This is a genomic window from Paracoccus yibinensis, assembly GCF_030846195.1.
Lineage (GTDB): Bacteria > Pseudomonadota > Alphaproteobacteria > Rhodobacterales > Rhodobacteraceae > Paracoccus > Paracoccus yibinensis.
The window spans coordinates 1-15,315 of record NZ_JAVCWH010000029.1; the positions used below are offsets into that span (position 1 = coordinate 1).

The 15,315-nt window shown below is 59.2% G+C and carries 16 protein-coding genes and 1 pseudogene; 6 read left to right on the forward strand and 11 right to left on the reverse strand.

The window, feature by feature from the left end; all coding sequences use genetic code 11:
• Positions 1 to 94 precede the first annotated feature (94 nt).
• The 3 genes and pseudogenes from RAH32_RS20190 to RAH32_RS20200 form a co-directional block, all read right to left on the reverse strand.
• Positions 95 to 1,555 (reverse strand): annotated as a pseudogene (locus tag RAH32_RS20190) (DNA methyltransferase); the annotation flags it as partial.
• Positions 1,552 to 1,974: a type II toxin-antitoxin system VapC family toxin gene (locus tag RAH32_RS20195; protein ID WP_306610206.1), complete on the reverse strand. Its 423-nt coding sequence runs from the start codon at positions 1,972 to 1,974 to the stop codon at positions 1,552 to 1,554. The pseudogene RAH32_RS20190 and the gene RAH32_RS20195, both read right to left, overlap by 4 nt.
• Before the next feature lie 2 nt (positions 1,975 to 1,976).
• Complete coding sequence (locus RAH32_RS20200; RefSeq protein WP_306610207.1) at positions 1,977 to 2,225, reverse strand: FitA-like ribbon-helix-helix domain-containing protein; 249 nt, start codon at positions 2,223 to 2,225, stop codon at positions 1,977 to 1,979.
• Positions 2,226 to 2,327: 102 nt separating this feature from the next.
• Here RAH32_RS20200 and RAH32_RS20205 point away from each other — a divergent pair, with 102 nt between their 5' ends.
• Positions 2,328 to 3,236: a DUF5131 family protein gene (locus tag RAH32_RS20205; protein WP_306610208.1), complete on the forward strand. Its 909-nt coding sequence runs from the start codon at positions 2,328 to 2,330 to the stop codon at positions 3,234 to 3,236.
• Positions 3,237 to 3,248: 12 nt separating this feature from the next.
• Positions 3,249 to 4,430, forward strand: a complete 1,182-nt coding sequence (gene tcmP / locus RAH32_RS20210) for a three-Cys-motif partner protein TcmP (protein ID WP_306610209.1) — start codon at positions 3,249 to 3,251, stop codon at positions 4,428 to 4,430.
• A 51-nt stretch (positions 4,431 to 4,481) separates the two neighbouring features.
• Here the strand turns inward: tcmP and RAH32_RS20215 are convergent, their stop codons facing one another.
• Positions 4,482 to 4,796: a hypothetical protein gene (locus RAH32_RS20215; RefSeq protein ID WP_306610210.1), complete on the reverse strand. Its 315-nt coding sequence runs from the start codon at positions 4,794 to 4,796 to the stop codon at positions 4,482 to 4,484.
• Positions 4,796 to 5,380 (reverse strand): recombinase family protein, encoded by a 585-nt coding sequence (locus RAH32_RS20220; RefSeq protein WP_306610211.1) that lies wholly within the window; start codon positions 5,378 to 5,380, stop codon positions 4,796 to 4,798. Before RAH32_RS20220 ends, RAH32_RS20215 begins: the two co-directional genes overlap by 1 nt.
• 194 nt (positions 5,381 to 5,574) lie before the next feature.
• Between RAH32_RS20220 and RAH32_RS20225 the strand changes: the two genes are divergently transcribed.
• Entirely contained in the window at positions 5,575 to 7,008 is a 1,434-nt protein-coding gene (locus tag RAH32_RS20225) for an IS1182 family transposase (protein ID WP_306610212.1), read from the forward strand.
• Positions 7,009 to 7,348: 340 nt separating this feature from the next.
• On the opposite strand, the gene RAH32_RS20230 is transcribed toward RAH32_RS20225, so the two are convergent.
• From RAH32_RS20230 to RAH32_RS20240, 3 genes are all read right to left on the reverse strand, one after another.
• A complete protein-coding gene (locus RAH32_RS20230; RefSeq protein ID WP_306610213.1) occupies positions 7,349 to 7,783 on the reverse strand; it encodes a YqaA family protein in 435 nt (144 codons plus the stop codon).
• A 119-nt stretch (positions 7,784 to 7,902) separates the two neighbouring features.
• A complete protein-coding gene (locus RAH32_RS20235) occupies positions 7,903 to 9,216 on the reverse strand; it encodes an MFS transporter (protein ID WP_306610214.1) in 1,314 nt (437 codons plus the stop codon).
• Positions 9,217 to 9,225: 9 nt separating this feature from the next.
• Positions 9,226 to 9,483: a metal-sensing transcriptional repressor gene (locus tag RAH32_RS20240; RefSeq protein ID WP_306610215.1), complete on the reverse strand. Its 258-nt coding sequence runs from the start codon at positions 9,481 to 9,483 to the stop codon at positions 9,226 to 9,228.
• Positions 9,484 to 9,570: 87 nt separating this feature from the next.
• On the opposite strand from RAH32_RS20240, the gene RAH32_RS20245 reads away from it, so the two are divergent.
• Genes RAH32_RS20245 through RAH32_RS20255 form a run of 3 tightly spaced genes read left to right on the forward strand, consistent with a single transcriptional unit; the run spans position 9,571 to position 11,331 of the window.
• Entirely contained in the window at positions 9,571 to 9,894 is a 324-nt protein-coding gene (locus RAH32_RS20245) for a hypothetical protein (RefSeq protein ID WP_306610216.1), read from the forward strand.
• Positions 9,895 to 9,948: 54 nt separating this feature from the next.
• Complete coding sequence (locus RAH32_RS20250; protein ID WP_306610217.1) at positions 9,949 to 10,683, forward strand: HupE/UreJ family protein; 735 nt, start codon at positions 9,949 to 9,951, stop codon at positions 10,681 to 10,683.
• 15 nt (positions 10,684 to 10,698) lie between these two features.
• Positions 10,699 to 11,331: a transmembrane anchor protein gene (locus RAH32_RS20255; protein ID WP_306610218.1), complete on the forward strand. Its 633-nt coding sequence runs from the start codon at positions 10,699 to 10,701 to the stop codon at positions 11,329 to 11,331.
• Positions 11,332 to 11,445: 114 nt separating this feature from the next.
• Here RAH32_RS20255 and RAH32_RS20260 read toward each other — a convergent pair whose 3' ends face one another.
• From RAH32_RS20260 to RAH32_RS20270, 3 genes are read right to left on the reverse strand one after another with little or no spacing between them, the layout of a single operon-like run.
• Positions 11,446 to 12,657, reverse strand: a complete 1,212-nt coding sequence (locus RAH32_RS20260; RefSeq protein WP_306610219.1) for an MFS transporter — start codon at positions 12,655 to 12,657, stop codon at positions 11,446 to 11,448.
• A 32-nt stretch (positions 12,658 to 12,689) separates the two neighbouring features.
• Positions 12,690 to 14,117 (reverse strand): chromate efflux transporter, encoded by a 1,428-nt coding sequence (gene chrA, locus RAH32_RS20265; protein WP_306610220.1) that lies wholly within the window; start codon positions 14,115 to 14,117, stop codon positions 12,690 to 12,692.
• A complete protein-coding gene (locus RAH32_RS20270; protein WP_306610221.1) occupies positions 14,114 to 14,935 on the reverse strand; it encodes a chromate resistance protein ChrB domain-containing protein in 822 nt (273 codons plus the stop codon). Before RAH32_RS20270 ends, chrA begins: the two co-directional genes overlap by 4 nt.
• Between the last annotated feature and the right edge of the window lie 380 nt (positions 14,936 to 15,315).

Consider the following 15,315-nt stretch of genomic DNA (forward strand, 5'->3'; position numbering starts at 1 on the left):
GTCGCAGAAAGGGAAAGGGTGGACGACTTTTACGCCGCCCGCAGCAGCTCCATGCCGCCGCTTCCGTGGCCTAATTTCTCACTGCCGTTCTCATTTCTCCCCCCTCATTTTCAAAATCTATCTGAGCTTGATCCAGCGGCGACATGAACAGATCATCGGCCTGAAATTTAACCCCTGTGCCTGTGGGGGGGCAGATCGACAACCAGTCCATCTGCAAAGCGTTACCGCGGGTAATCCAGTTTTGTGCGTCCAGCGGCAGGAACTCCGCCAATGCCTCTTTCTGACCACGATAAGTGACGTCGCACTGGTATTCAGCGATGATAAGCGCCAGCCGCGCGATCTCGGCCGAGAAGCTTCGTAGCTCAATCCCGCGATAATTGGTCAGAGGAATGTCGGTGCGGCGGTCGGACTCTCCCCGGCGCCGATTGATCTCAGCCTCGATGGCCCGCATTTCCTTGTAGGCAATGACGAGGAAGTTGCCTGACCCGCAGGCCGGATCGAAGACCCGGATCTTGGCCATGCGCGCGCGCAGATTGGCCAACTTGCGGGCATTGTCGCCAGCAGCCTCCAGTTCAGCCCGTAGGTCATCCAGAAACAGCGGGTTCAGAACCTTCAGGATGTTTGGCACACTGGTGTAGTGCATGCCGAGAACCGAGCGTTCCTCTTCATCCGCAACCGCCTGGATCATCGACCCGAAGATGTCCGGGTTGATCTGCGTCCAGTCGAGGCCGCCAATATGGGACAGGTAGCGCTGCGCGATTTTGGAAAAGCGGGGCACATCCGTGCTGCCAGAAAAGAGGCCGCCGTTGACATAAGGGAAGGCATCGGCCCAACGGGGCAGCTTTGCCTCTGCCCGTTTAGCGATGGGCGTGTTCATGGCACGAAAGATTTCGCCAATGACCTCATGGGTGTTGGAACCGTCCCGATCAGACATGCGATCGACTGTGTTCGTGAACAGGCGCTCACTCGCAAAGATGTCGGTATCTTCTGCGAAGAAACAGAAGATCAGCCTTGCCATGAAGTGGTTCATGTCATCGCGGCGGTCTGAACTACCCCAGTCAGGATTGTCCTTGATCAGCTCGACATAGAGCCGGTTCAGGCGACTGGTCGCACGAATGTCAAACGCGCTTTCGCGGATCTGCTTGACTGTGGAAATGCCGGCAAGCGGCAGAAAGAAGCCAAAATGGTCTGGGAAATCAGTGTAACGGCAGGCGATGGTCTCACCGCTACTGATGTCCTCTGCCTCCAAGTCAACACCATCGGTGGCAAGGATGAACTTTGCCTTTGCGCGGGCAGTAGCTGGGCTGGTTTTGAGGACGTTCAGCGTCTCGGCCACAGTGCCTGGTGCGCAAGCGGCCAGATGAATGTTGTTAGTCTGTAAAACGCCACCGAAAGGACCTGCCACATCGGATTTGTTGGTCCCTCCACTGCGCAGGCGCTTGATGGTGGTGTCCTTGTTGCCGAAAGCCATCAAGAAAGCATAGGGGAACTCCACCGGATCAAAGGGTTGTTCTGCCAGTTCGGAAATAGCTTGTTCAATTTCGACAGCGTTCATCTGGCATTCCAGGGATTGATCAGGTTTATGTCACAGCCCTCAAAATCGGGCGTGTTGCGGGTGGCGACAATGGCGCTGCGGGAGTGTGCAATCGCTGCAATCTGGCAATCTGCCTGTGCGATTGGGCGGCCTGCAGAGCGACGTGCGGCTGCAATGACCGCATAGGATTGGGCAGCGTCACTGTCGAAGGGCAAGATGCGGCCTGCCAAGTCCTCGCGCAGGATGCGATCGACAGCATCCGTCAGAGAAGCACGGCGCTTGCCCGCCGGCATGATAGCTAGCCCATGGCGCAGCTCCGCCTCAGAAATTGCGGTCAAGTAAACGGTCCGGCCATCCTGCTCGGAAAGCCACTGTTCGACCTGTGGCTCGGGAACAGGACGCAGAAGTTCCGAAACCACATTAGTATCGATGATGATCATGCTCACGCCTGGTCAAACGTGGGCGGTTCTCGCATGGCCTCTCGCGGCGGAAGGTCAAGGGTGACCCCGCCAAGCGGAGCAACACGCGCCCGGATGGCCGCGGCAAGGTCATAGGTCGGCTCCGCCTCCCCCACGACTTCACGCAGGATCTCGCGCGCTTCCTCTTCCATAGAGCGGCCATGCTCTGCTGCCCTGATGCGTAGCCGCCTTTTCACGTCATCTTGCAGGTTTCGGATTGTGATGCTGGCCATGCTGCCCTCCTGATGGGAGATAGTAATCAATGCATGCATTGACATCAACTTTAACATGCAGAGGGTGACTGTTTTACCAGCCTCTTTCTGCAGAAAAGATGGATGGCAGCAATCTATACGAATGCAAGAAAGACCCAAAAAATTAACGGTTTAAGCTTTCCTGTTACTGTTCACCCCCTCTTGGCAGGTCAGAAAGAATATAAGTTTCTTGTCGGTGAAACTGGCAGTAGGGTGATTGAAAGTCTGGAGGTAAGCATGGCGCAGAAATCTGAGATCGAGTGGACTGATGCCACCTGGAACCCAGTGGCCGGCTGCACCAAGATAGGTCCGGGCTGCGACAACTGTTATGCTGAACGGTTCGCAGAACGGTGGCGGGGGATCAAAGGGCATCCGTATGAGCATGGGTTCGACCTGCGGCTGTGGCCCTCGCGGTTGGCGCAACCGTCGCTTTGGAAAAAGCCACGTATGATCTTCGTGAATTCCATGAGCGATCTGTTTCATAAAGATGTTGACCGAAGATACATCGACAAGATTTTTGATGCGATGGAGACCGCAGACTGGCACGTCTATCAGGTTCTAACCAAGCGCTCCTCGCTTATGCGTAATTACATTCAAAAGCGATATGAAGGGCACCGTGTTCCTTCCCACATATGGCTAGGAGTATCGGTCGAGGACGCCGCACATAAAAGCCGGATCGAGCATCTGCGACAGATAAATTCAGATGCACGGTTTATCTCTTTTGAGCCGCTACTTGGCCCGATTGGTGAGGTTGATCTTACCGGAATCGCTTGGGCGATCGTAGGGGGAGAAAGTGGGCCAAAGGCCCGGCCAATGCTCCCCGAATGGGCCACGGAACTGCGTCTCGCCTGCGAGCGGCATGACGTTGCCTTCTTCTTCAAGCAATGGGGTGGTGCACGCCCCAAGTCGGGCGGGCGGTTGCTCGAAGGTGAAGAGTGGAATGGTTTCCCGTGGCAGATCGTGCCGCAGGCAATCTTGGCAGAAATTGCCTGAAGTAGGATCAGCATGGCAGCGGATTTAGACCTCTATCGAGACCGAGAACAGTCATTTATCAAACACCAGTTCCTGACAAAGTACTTGCAAGCGGCCGCATATAAGACGCTGCAAGGACATTCTCCAATTTTTAACTTTGTTGACGCTTTTGCAGGTCCCTGGAGGGTGTCCGATGACGCGCAATATTCGGATGCCTCGTTTGATCAAGCCATCAATACGCTTGAGGCAGTTCGAGCAGACCTCGCCAAAAATGGCATAAGTGGATTGAAAATTAGATTCTGCTTCTGTGAGCGTCGAGCAGATGCGGTTGCTCGATTACGTGATTATGCAGCGGCGAAAAGCAAGTTTGAAATACACGTCTTTTCAGGGCTGTTTGAAGAGAACCTAGAGGCGATTGCAGCAAAGATCCCTGACGGATTTACCTTCACATTCATCGACCCGACAGGCTGGAACATTAGCAATCAGAAGGTTTTCCGCTTTCTCCGGGATCGGGGTGGAGAGTTCATGCTGAACTTCATGTCCGACCATATCAATCGTCACGCAAAGTACGAGGAAGTTGCGGCGTCGTTCGGAAGGTTCCTTGCTGATGCCCAGTGGTCGGACGAATTTTCGCAGCTTCCAGCAGATTGGGGCAACGAAAAGAAAATGCTTCACCTCATGAAGGAAGCGATGCGCAGGCATAAGGTTGCAACCTATGTGCCGGACTTTTCTATCATGGTCCCCAAGAAGGAACGCGTAAAGATGCGGCTCCTGCTTGGCACACACAGCTCTCGCGGGTTAGAAGTTTTTCGTGACGTTCAGGAGAAAATTGAGAAGCAAGAAATGGAGATGCGCCATAAACTTCGTGAAGGCGATAATCCTCAGGTTAGCCTGTTCTCAGCTGAGGACATTGTGGCCCTCCAGCAGAAGCAGAAGGGCGTTGGCTGCAAAGTAAATCGGGATCGTGCCGAGGCAATCCTTGTAGACTTTTTAAAACGACGAACTCACGCCTCTCCTGGCCCTATGTTCAACCTCGCAATGGAAAGCGTTCCCATAAGGCGGACACACCTCAACAACCTGCTACTGGAAATGCGTGATCGTGGAGTGGTTCAGTTTGATCTGCCGCCACGCAAACGAGTGCCGCAGATTGACACGAGAATTGCATTGGCAAGAAACAAGGTAGTCTCTGGCGTTGCGAGCAGCAAACAGTGCTGACTTCAAGAAAGGATAGTGGTTGCGAAGGATCTATCTTGGCAAATACCCTTATCAGTCGCTCTGTGATCTCACTTCTTGCAAACGTTGGCCAATGGGAAACATATCCTCGCCGTAATGATGCAGTTTGACGTGATGGCTGCGGCATAGCCACCGCACGTTCAGGGGTTCGTCGTACCGGTCGTGGTGGGCATCGACCTTGGCTGCGCCGCAGACCTCGCAGGTCTGCTTTTCCAATGCGCCAGAGATGAGCGCCCGCTGAACCGCAAGATGGGCCTGATACTTTGGCAGGTTGCTGCGGCGCCAGTTCGTCTGGCGAGTCTCGCTTTTCAGGGCCGGTGGGCGTGGGGGCTTTGGATTATCTGCCATCAGGCTGCCGTCGCCGCCTGCCGACCCAAAGTGCGGTACACGGTCGGCCGCGAGATCGAAAACACCTCAGCCAAGTCACTGATGGAATACTCACCGGTGTCATACAAGCGCCGCAGCTCCTGTTGCTGGCGATCCGACAGCTTCGGCTTCTTGCCCCGCAGCTTGCCCTTGGCACGGGCCACGGCCATGCCTTCGCGGGTCCGCATCCGGATCAGGTCGGCCTCGAACTCGGCAAAGGTCGCCAGGATGTTGAAGAACAGCTTGCCCATGGGGTCGGTCGGATCATGGATTGAGGTGCCAAGCTGAAGCTTGATCCCGCGCGCGGCCAGGTTGTCGGCAATGTCTCGGGCATCTGGGACAGAACGCGCCAGCCGGTCCAGCTTTGGTACAACCAGCGTGTCACCTTCCCGCAAAGCTGCAAGCGCCTGATCGAGACCAGGGCGGGCGCGGTTCGTGCCGGTAAAGCCGTGGTCGGTGTAGATGCGATCGGAGGCAACTCCGAAGCTGACAAGGATACCCTTCTGCGCAGCAAGGTCTTGTTTGTCGGTGGAACAGCGGGCGTAGCCGATCAAAATCTGTGTCATGTCCTGATCTGTAACAGTAGCCGCCCCTTCATTGCAAAAAATATCGGACCATTCATCTGAGATTTCATCCTACCAGCAAATGCTGGCCTACAATGAGCCTATTCAGGGGCAAGCCAGCTGTTCTCTCAACGATCCAGACTGTGTGAAAACGCCTGTGGGATTCCCTGACATCCATGCGGGTGATATGCTCAACCATGGCACATATCTCAGGTAATGACCGGTCTCAGCTTCTGCTTTTGCCAGAGTCCGTGGATGACTATGTAGGGCCGGACAATCCTGTCCGGTTCATCGAAGCATTTGTCGATAGTCTGGATCTGGAGGCGTGCGGCTTTGCACGGGTCCGCGGCAAGGCCACGGGTAGGCCAGGCTATAATCCCGCTGACCTGCTCAAGCTCTACATCTACGGGTATCTCAACAAGGTGAGGTCCAGCCGACGTCTGGAAATTGAAACACGGCGCAACATCGAGGTCATCTGGCTGATGCGCCGGCTCTCTCCTGATTTCAAGACTATCGCTGACTTCCGGCGTGACAACCGGGCCGCATTCCGACAAGTCTTCAGGGCGTTCGTTGTTCTCTGCCGGGAGCTCGATCTGTACGGCCGCGAGATGGTGGCCGTCGATGGCACCCGCCTGAAGGCCGTCAATAGCCGGGATCGCAATTTCACAAAAGCAAAGCTGGAAAGAAGCCTCCGGGAAAGCGAAGAGAAGCTGGATCGCTATCTGAAGCAACTGGATATCGCAGACAAGGACGACGTAGGCGGAGCTGATCCATCCAAAGCCAAAGGTTTGCAGGCAAAGATCGCCAAGGTGCGGGAACGGCGCGTTCATCTTGAAGCCTGCCAGTCCGACCTCGCAAAGAGTGTGGATGATCAGATATCGCTGACGGATCCAGACAGCCGCGCAATGCATCCGTCGAGCCGGGTGAGCGTCGGCTACAATGTTCAGCTCGCCGTCGACACCAAGCATAAGCTCATCGCCGAACAGCAAGTCCACAGCCGTGTCGCCGACCAGGGTCTGTTAGCTGAAACGGCGAACGCCGCGCGCGAGAACTTGGCCGTAGACGAGATAAAGGCTGTCGCGGACCGAGGCTACTACAGCATGGAGGATATTGCTGCTTGTAAGGCCGCGGCCGTCATTCCGCATGTTTGCAAGCCGAACAACAGCATCGCGGCACGCAGCGGTCATTTCACGAAAGAGATGTTCCGCTACGACGCGGTGGCCGACGTTTATATTTGCCCTGGAAGCCAAACTCTTGAACCAAGATATGTCGACAAGACACAGGGCCCGACAAAGATCGAGTACTGCAATCGTGCCGCCTGTCGAACCTGCAATCTTCGTTCCCTCTGCACCAACGGCTCATATCGCAAGATCACTCGGGCCGAGGACGAAGCCTTGCTAGAGCAAATGGCGGAGCGCTTGCGCGCAAGGCCAGAACTTCTGGATATACGTCGTGAGACCGTTGAACATCCATTCGGCACGATCAAGCAGTGGATGGGACAAGGTGCATTCCTGATGAGGCGTCTTGAAAACGTGCGGGGCGAGTTCAGCCTGACGGCGCTGGCGTATAACATCCGTCGGGCAATCACTCTGGTTGGCGTTTCCGGTCTGATTGCAGCAGCTGCCAACTGAAATCTGGTGCAGTTATGTCCCCAGCAGCAAGACGCGGCTACAACCCTCAAGAATTACGAGGGTTTTGGCTAACTGAGCATGAATTGCCGCGCAAAAGCGCACAAGATCACGAGCAGAACAAACGGACCAAGTTCCCTGTAATCCCTCTGGGTTTTCACACGGTCTGGATCCTCTTTCGGACACAGCCGGAAGGACTCGAAGCGGTGGAAATGCAAACTCGGAATAGATGTTAGCCATTGGGACAAAGCTGCCGTTCGTTCATTGCCACGTTGATGAACTATATAGAGCGTAGCCCATCACGCCCCCCGATGCTGAGCGTCCCAGGCCAGTCGAGCGCCGGTCAAGAGAACCCTAACGCTGCTGCTGCCAGAACAAGGTAGCGGCCAATCTTTGCAGCGCAGACGAGGAGCAGGAACACCCAGAAGGACTCGCGCAGCACTCCTGCAACGACAGTCAGCGGATCGCCAATGATCGGCATCCAAACCAGCAGCAGCGACCATCTGCCGTAGTGGCGATACCAGTTCTCCGCTCGTGTCAGGGCGGCCGGGCTCACCGGAAACCATCGTCGGGTGCGTAGCCGGTCGATCCCTCGCCCGAGAAACCAGTTGACCACGGACCCTAACACATTGCCGACGCTCGCAACGGTCAGCACCAGCCATGGTGGGTGATCGGTCAGCAGAAGGCCGACAACCAGGATCTCGGACTGAGCGGGGAGCAGAGTCGCTGCGGTGAAGGCTGCCAGAAACAGGCCCGCGTATACCGCCAGATCAGTCATAACCCCCCGTCAGACACGCCGGACCGTCAACTGCCGATGCAGGTCGCCGATAAAGAGGCCGGAAGGCTGCATGTCGCCGTGTCGTAGGCTAATGTCCGCCGTACTCAGACATAAAGCGGTCATCTGGCGGGCCACTGCGCGTGTATATCGTCAATCACGACTGGATGGTGATGTCGGCCATTTCCACCGAATGCCAGTAGATGCGGATGATCGTCCGGAAGATCGGGGTGCTGATGCGCAATGTGGATTGGATCGCCGTTCGGCCACAGGCGCAACGCCAGACCAACTCCGGTGAGAGCGATCAGGGCCATGGCTGCAAATGTCTCCCCCATTCCGACTGTTGCACCCAATTGCCCGGCAAGAGGGTAGCAGATCAGCCAGCAGGCATGCGACAAGGCAAACTGGGCGGCAAAGACCGCCGGGCGGTCCTCAGGATGGGCCGAACGCCGCAGCAACCTGCCCGAAGGTGTCTGTGCTACGGAGTAGCCAAAGCCGAGGATCAGCCACAAGATCAGCAACGCGCCGTAGCTGCCCACGATTGTTCCGGCCGCTGTGCCAAGAACCAGTGCTGCGGCACCTGCGATTATCACGGGGCGATCTGACAGGTGCTCCAGGACGCGCGGCAAAGACAAGGCTGCGATCATTGAGCCCGCACCGAATGCCGCCAGTGCAAGCGCGACTTGCGGTTCGGCCAAACCGAAGCTTGCCTTGACCAGAACGACCGTGTTGACGATCACCATCGATCCTGCCGCCGCGACTGCCAGGTTGATGGCCAGCAACCCTCGCAGGCGTGGGGTTGCGAGATAGATGCGCAGACCCCGCGTGGTGCGGTCCCAGACCCCGCGCCTCGGGCCGCCCGTATGCGGTACCGGCAGGCGCACGCTGAGAACCAGTGCGGCAGACGCCAGGAACCCCAAGACCGTGCCCGCGAACAGGCTGTGAAAGCTGATGACGCTGAGAAGTGCCGCTGCCAGCATTGGTGAAACCAGGCTTTCAAGGTCATAGGCCAGCCGCGACAGCGAAAGCGCGCGGGTGTATTCGTCCTCGTCTGGCAGAATGTCTGGTATCGTGGCTTGGAAGGTTGGCGTGAAGGCGGCGGAGGCAGCCTGCAGCACGAAGATCAGCAGATAGATCTGCCAGATCTCCGTCACGAAGGGCAGACACAGCGCGATCGCACCCCGGATCAGATCCAGCCCGACCAGCAAGGATCTGCGCGGCAGCCGGTCGGTGAAGGCCTGCGCCACCGGCGCCACACCCACATAGGCGATCATCTTGATGGCCAGTGCCGTGCCGAGAACCGCGCCGGCATCGGCCCCGGCCAGATCATAGGCCAGAAGCCCCAGGGCGACGGTCATCAATCCCGTCCCCAGAAGGGCGATGACCTGGGCCGCGAAGAGGTGACGGTAGGTGCGGTTCCTCAGAATGGCCAGCATCGCAGATCCTTACAGAAGCTTGGTCATCGCCTTCATCTCGGCCAAGGCATCGCTCGTTTCATGAACAAGGCAGTGATCGATGTGATCGTGGATCAGAACCCGCTTGGCCGCTGTCACGGCGCTTTCCACCGCCGAAAGCTGGCGGGCGATGTCGAGGCAGGGTTGCTGGTCTTCGATCATGCCGATCACATGCCGGAGGTGCCCTTCGGCACGTTTCAGCCGCTTGATCAGATCGGGATGACTTGCATGATGGTGGGAGTGTGACATAGAAGCACTGCTATCCCCCCTGGGGGGATGGGGCAAGCGCCATTGCGACCCATCAAGAAGGTCTCAAGCGCCACAAGGGCAGGACGAATGCGCAACCACGGGGCCATGGCCCGGCTGATGAAGGTTCTGATGGTGCTGGCACTCGTGCTGGCGCCGGTCATTATCATCACCACCCACGGGCCCGCCGCGATTGCAGCCGCCGAGGAGATTGCCGCCCACGGTCATTCCCATGACGATGATGGCGGGGTGCTCCGGGGTCACGACGCGACGGATCACGAGCACCAGAATATTGCTGTCCTTGTTGGCAAGAATGAAAGCGAGATTGTCTTTGGAGACGGGGCGCGGATGCTGGTCACTGTCACCGCCGAGGGGTGGCCTCCGGACCTGCCACGACGACCTCCGCGCCTCTGAAAACCGTCACCGGGCCACATGGCCCTGACTGTTCTCGGACATACGGAATAAACAATGAACTATTTCCTCTCGGAGGATCGGGCACGGCCGGACCATGCCGGATGGCGGCTGGCCATCCTGCTGGTGCTGACGGCACTGACCCTGATCCTCACCCTGCACCCGGCTTTGGCCCATAACGTCACGGAAGGTGACAAGGGCTATATCCAGGAAATCAGCGGGCCGAACCTCATCCCGTTCCTGTATCTGGGCGCCAAGCACATGGTGACCGGATACGACCACATCCTGTTTCTGGCAGGGGTGATCTTCTTCCTTTACCGGATGAAGGACATTGGCATCTATGTCAGCCTGTTCGCCATCGGCCATTCGACCACCATGCTCCTGGGGGTCATGTTCGGCTGGCAGGTGAACGCCTACTTTATCGACATGATCATTGGCCTCAGCGTGGTCTACAAGGCCCTGGACAACCTGGGTGCCTTCCAACGCTGGTTCGGCTATCAGCCCAATACCAAGCTGGCGACGCTGATCTTCGGCTTCTTCCATGGCTTGGGATTGGCCACCAAGATCCTGGACTATGACATCGCGCCTGACGGGCTTTTGGCGAACCTGCTGGCCTTCAACGTTGGGGTCGAAATCGGCCAGTTGCTGGCCTTGTCGGCGATCCTGATCGCCATGGGTTACTGGCGCCGCACGCCTGGGTTCTGGCGCCATGCCTACACCGCCAATGTCGTGATGATGAGCCTTGGCTTCATGCTGGCCGGCTATCAGCTGGCCGGTCTTCTGGTCTCTTAATTCGAAGGAAACACCATGTATAACGCACAGAAACCGACCCTCGCCGACCTGCCCAGCTCGGCGCAGCTTCTGAAATCGACTGTCATCGCGGCAGGCGTCGCCGCCGCGCTCCTGGTCACGGTCGTGCTGCCCTCGGAATACAACATCGACCCGACCGGCATCGGCCGGGCCTTGGGCCTCTCCGAGATGGGCGAGATCAAGCAGCAGCTGGCTGAGGAAGCCGAGATGGACCGCCAGATGGAAGAGGTGCCGGTCGGCCCCCAGACCTCCATCGGCTCGGCCCTGCTGGGCCTCCTCGTCGGCACGGCTCATGCGCAAGAGGCACCGGCAGAGGCTTGGAAAGACACGATCACGATCGACCTGGAGCCGGGTCAGGGGACCGAGGTCAAGCTGGTGATGGAGGAAGGCGCCGTGGTGCCTTTCGAATGGACCGTCACCGGCGGCGTGGTGAACCACGACCAGCATGGCGACGGCTCTGGCGACAGCATCAGCTATGAGAAGGGCCGTGCTGTCGAAGGCCAGTCGGGCGAAATGACCGCCGCCTTCACCGGCAACCATGGCTGGTTCTGGCGCAACCGCGGTGATGAACCCGTGACGGTGACGCTGAACGTCCGGGGCGCCTATAGCGAGATCAAGCGCTACGAGTAACCTTGAGGATGCCGGGGCAGTGTCTGCCTCGGCATGTCCTCAGGCCGCAGCGCCAGCGCGTGTGCATTGGCGCAATGCGAAAGACAGGGTGTAGCGGCGCATGGCACAGAGCCGCTACGCTTCTTCCGGCGGCTTGATATGGCGGAACTGCATGAGCAAAAGCAGGTCGTAGGTGATCTTGAGGACACCGCAGAGGATGAACGGTCCTGCAAGGAACGCTCCTCCGAACATGGCGCCGGCGAGGGCGGGACTGAGTGAGGCCGCAAGGCTTCTTGGCACGGACGTGACACTTGCGGCGGCCGCGCGCTCGCCTTCAGTCACCACGGCCATGACGTAGGAGGATCGGGCCGGCACATCCATCTGCGACAAAGCCGCCCGGACCAGCAGCAAGGCCATGGCCAGCCACAAGGTTGGTGCGAAGGCTGCCAGGATCAGGCACAGGCTCGACGGAATATGCGTGAAGACCATCGTGTTGATCAGGCCGATCCGCTCGGAGAGCCAGGCGGCGACCGGAAACGAGAAGGCCGACAAAATGCCTGACAGGAAGAAAAACAGGCTCGCGGCAGCAAGCGACATGCCGAACTTCTGGAAGAGCCACAGTGCCAGCAGTGACTGAACCACAAAGCCGCCGGCAAAGGAGTCGAGGCTGAAGAGTGCCGCGAGGCGGAAGACGATCTTCCGCGACGGCCCGAGCGCACTCGGCTGCTGGTCACGTTTCTGAGCAGGGCGCTGCGGGATACGGCGATAGATGAGATATCCCACGACACCCAGAAGTGCATAAAGGACAAACATGCCCTTGATGGCTGTCAGGGAGTCGATCCCGCCACGGCCGAGAAGATCGGGTGTTGCCGCCGACAGCGCTCCCACGGCACCGGCCAGGGCACCGACAAGACTGTAGCGAGCGAAGAGGGCCGTGCGTCTTTTTGGAGTGACAGCATGGGACAGAACCGCGTGTTCGATCGGGACAAAGACGCTCACGCTTCCGGAACTCGGATTGATTGTCCCGGCAAACGCGACCAGCAGCAAGACTGCATAGGTTTCCGCAACCGAAAACAGGATCCCGGTCACGGCCATCAGACCGGCGGCGGCTAAAAGGAGCCGCCGGTGCTCAACGCGCGCACCGATCATACCCACGGCCACGGTCAGCAGCGAGGATCCAAAAAGGGCCACGGAGGAAAGGACGCCGACCTGCCAGGGTGACAGTCCGATGGCGAGCAGATAGGCGGGCAGCAGCACGGCAGCAAAACCGTCGCCGAAATCCCTGAGTGCCCTGGCCCACAACAGAGGGGAGACTAACGCTGTCTCCCAAGCTGCGTTCAAAGCCATGCCCCCTGTTCCTCCGCGCGGATTCATTGTCCTCAGGTGATCGCTCCCACCGCATAGAGAAGGAGGCCGAGCCCGGCGGCTCCGGCCAGAACCGTTGTCATGCCCAGCTTCAGCCGGAACACGGCAACAAGGGCAAGAACGGAAAGGCCGGCTGCGATCCAGTCGATCGATCCGAGAACCGGCAGCTCCACCGACAATGGCCCGGCCTCGATCCGCTGCACCTCGCGCCAGATGACATGGACCGCGAACCAGATTGCCAGGTTCAGGATCACGCCCACGACCGAAGCGGTGACGGCCGTCAGGGCCGCGGACAAGGCCCGGTTGGCGCGTAGCCGCTCCATGTAGGGGGCGCCCAAGAAGATAAAGGCAAAGCAGGGCGCGAAAGTCACCCAGGTGGTCAGCAGGCCGCCAAGCGTACCCGCCAGAAGCGCGCTGTCCCATCCGGCGTCCCGGAAGGCCCCCAGAAAGCCCACGAACTGCAGCACCATGATCAGCGGTCCGGGCGTGGTCTCGGCCATGCCGAGGCCGTCCAGCATCTCGCCAGGGCGGAGCCAGCCATAGGTTCCGACCGCCTCCTGAGCGACATAGGCCAGAACCGCATAGGCGCCGCCAAAGGTCACCACGGCCATCTTCGAGAAGAAGACAGCGATCTCCGCAAAAACGTTGCCGCTGCCCAAAGCCAAGACCAAGAGCGCGACCGGTGCCAGCCAGAGCGCTATCGCTGCAGCCCCTGCCAAAAGCGCGCCGCGTCGCGCCGCAGCCGGCATCTCGGCCATCTCCTCGCCCAGAAGTGTGTCGGCATCATCGACATGGGTGCCGCCGACCGACCCGTGCCCACCGCCTGGAGCAAAGGCGCGCAAGCCGGTTCGCGCGCCCAGATAACCGATCAGGCCCGCGGTGAGGACGATCAGAGGGAAGGGCGCATTGAAGGCGAAGATCGCCACAAAGGACAGCACCGCAAGCAGGCGCATGGCGTCGTTCTTCAGCGCCCGGCGGCCGATGCGGACCACGGCTTGCAGCACGATGGCCAGGATGGCAGCCTTGAGGCCGAAGAACAGGGCTTCCACCAGGCCCACATCGCCAAAAAGGGCATAAAGCCAGCTCAAGGCCATGATGGAAACGACACCGGGCAGCACGAACAGCGCGCCCGCGATCAGGCCGCCTCGCGTGCCGTGCATCAACCAGCCGATATAGGTGGCAAGCTGCTGCGCCTCGGGTCCCGGCAGGAGCATGCAGAAGTTCAAGGCATGGAGGAACCGCCCGTCACCGATCCACCGCTTCTCCTCGACCAGGATACGGTGCATGACAGCGATCTGACCGGCGGGTCCGCCGAAGGACAAAAGCGCGATGCGCGCCCAGGTGCGGGTGGCCTCGGCAAGGGACGGAAAGTCGGGACGCGCGGCGGCGGCAGCAGGATTGGTGGGTAATCCACTTTTTGATGAAACCCCTGTATCGGTCATGGTGTCACTCCTGCCTTGGCACTGGGCCAGTTATGGGTCTCGCCAGTGGCGTCGCGCGCCCAGCGATAAAAGGCGTCATAGACCAGCATTCCGGCCTCCAGTTGCTCCATATCGTCCGCATGGATGCGCGACAGACCCAGCGACACGGCCAGCAGGCCGGCGGCTTCCGGCGCGAGATCCAGCCTGGCGGTGTCGGCGCCCCGCACAATGGTCGCCAGCCGGTCTAGGGCGGGAAGGGAAAGGCCAAACTCGGCCAGCATGATGTCGAAGCTGCACAACTCGCCGCGATGACTGAAGAACGCGCCTTCAATGTCAAAGGGGGCCGCATTGTAACGGTCCGCCACACCCTCGACCTCGGAGGGGGAAACAAACAAGATCACTGCGCGGGGATCGACAAAGCGGCGGATCAGCCAGGGACAGGCGATGCGGTCTATTTTGGGCCGTGCCCGCGTGACCCAGACCGTTCGGCCTTGAGGGTCCCGGGGGGGCAGGGCGCCAAGGCTGATCAGGGGAAATCCGATTTCACGCCAGTCTGCGAAGCCGCCCTCAAGATATTCAGCGGATCGTCCTTCAGCCCGCAGCCAGGCTGCGGCGCCCTGGCTACGGTGATGGCCCGCTTGGCAGACAGCAATGATCGGGCTGGCTGGAAGCGGCGGCAGATCAGCAAGCGCACTGTCGTCGGCCCGGATCGCCCCCGGCAGCAGCCGCGGATCGGCGGCGAAGTCCTCGTCCGACCTGACGTCCAGAATGACCGGCGCGCGGGCCGTGCCGATCAAACGGGAAAGCTTGTCTGCTGTTATCGCGTCGGGTGCCGGCATGGGCGTTCCTCCCCAGAAAAGGATGATCATGATCGATCAGGAACGCGAACTTCGGCTGACGCCTCGTGGGGCGGTCGCAGGCCCCATGAACATGATTTAGAAGCGAGACGCGCCAGACGTCAAGCTTTCACACAATGACCAAACATGAAGTATGGCTGCTGGGGGTGACGGCCTTGCGGCATGATAAGCAGGCTTGCTGAAGTTCTTGGCTGCTGTGCCGTGCGGCCGCTGCGTGGCGTCGCAACTTCTAGAGATAGAAAGCAGACGGAGTGTCTGCTGAGCGATTCAGACCGTGTGAAAACCCAGAGGGATTACAGGGAACTTGGTCCGTTTGTTCTGCTCGTGATCTTGTGCGCTTTTGCGCGGCAATTCATGCTCAG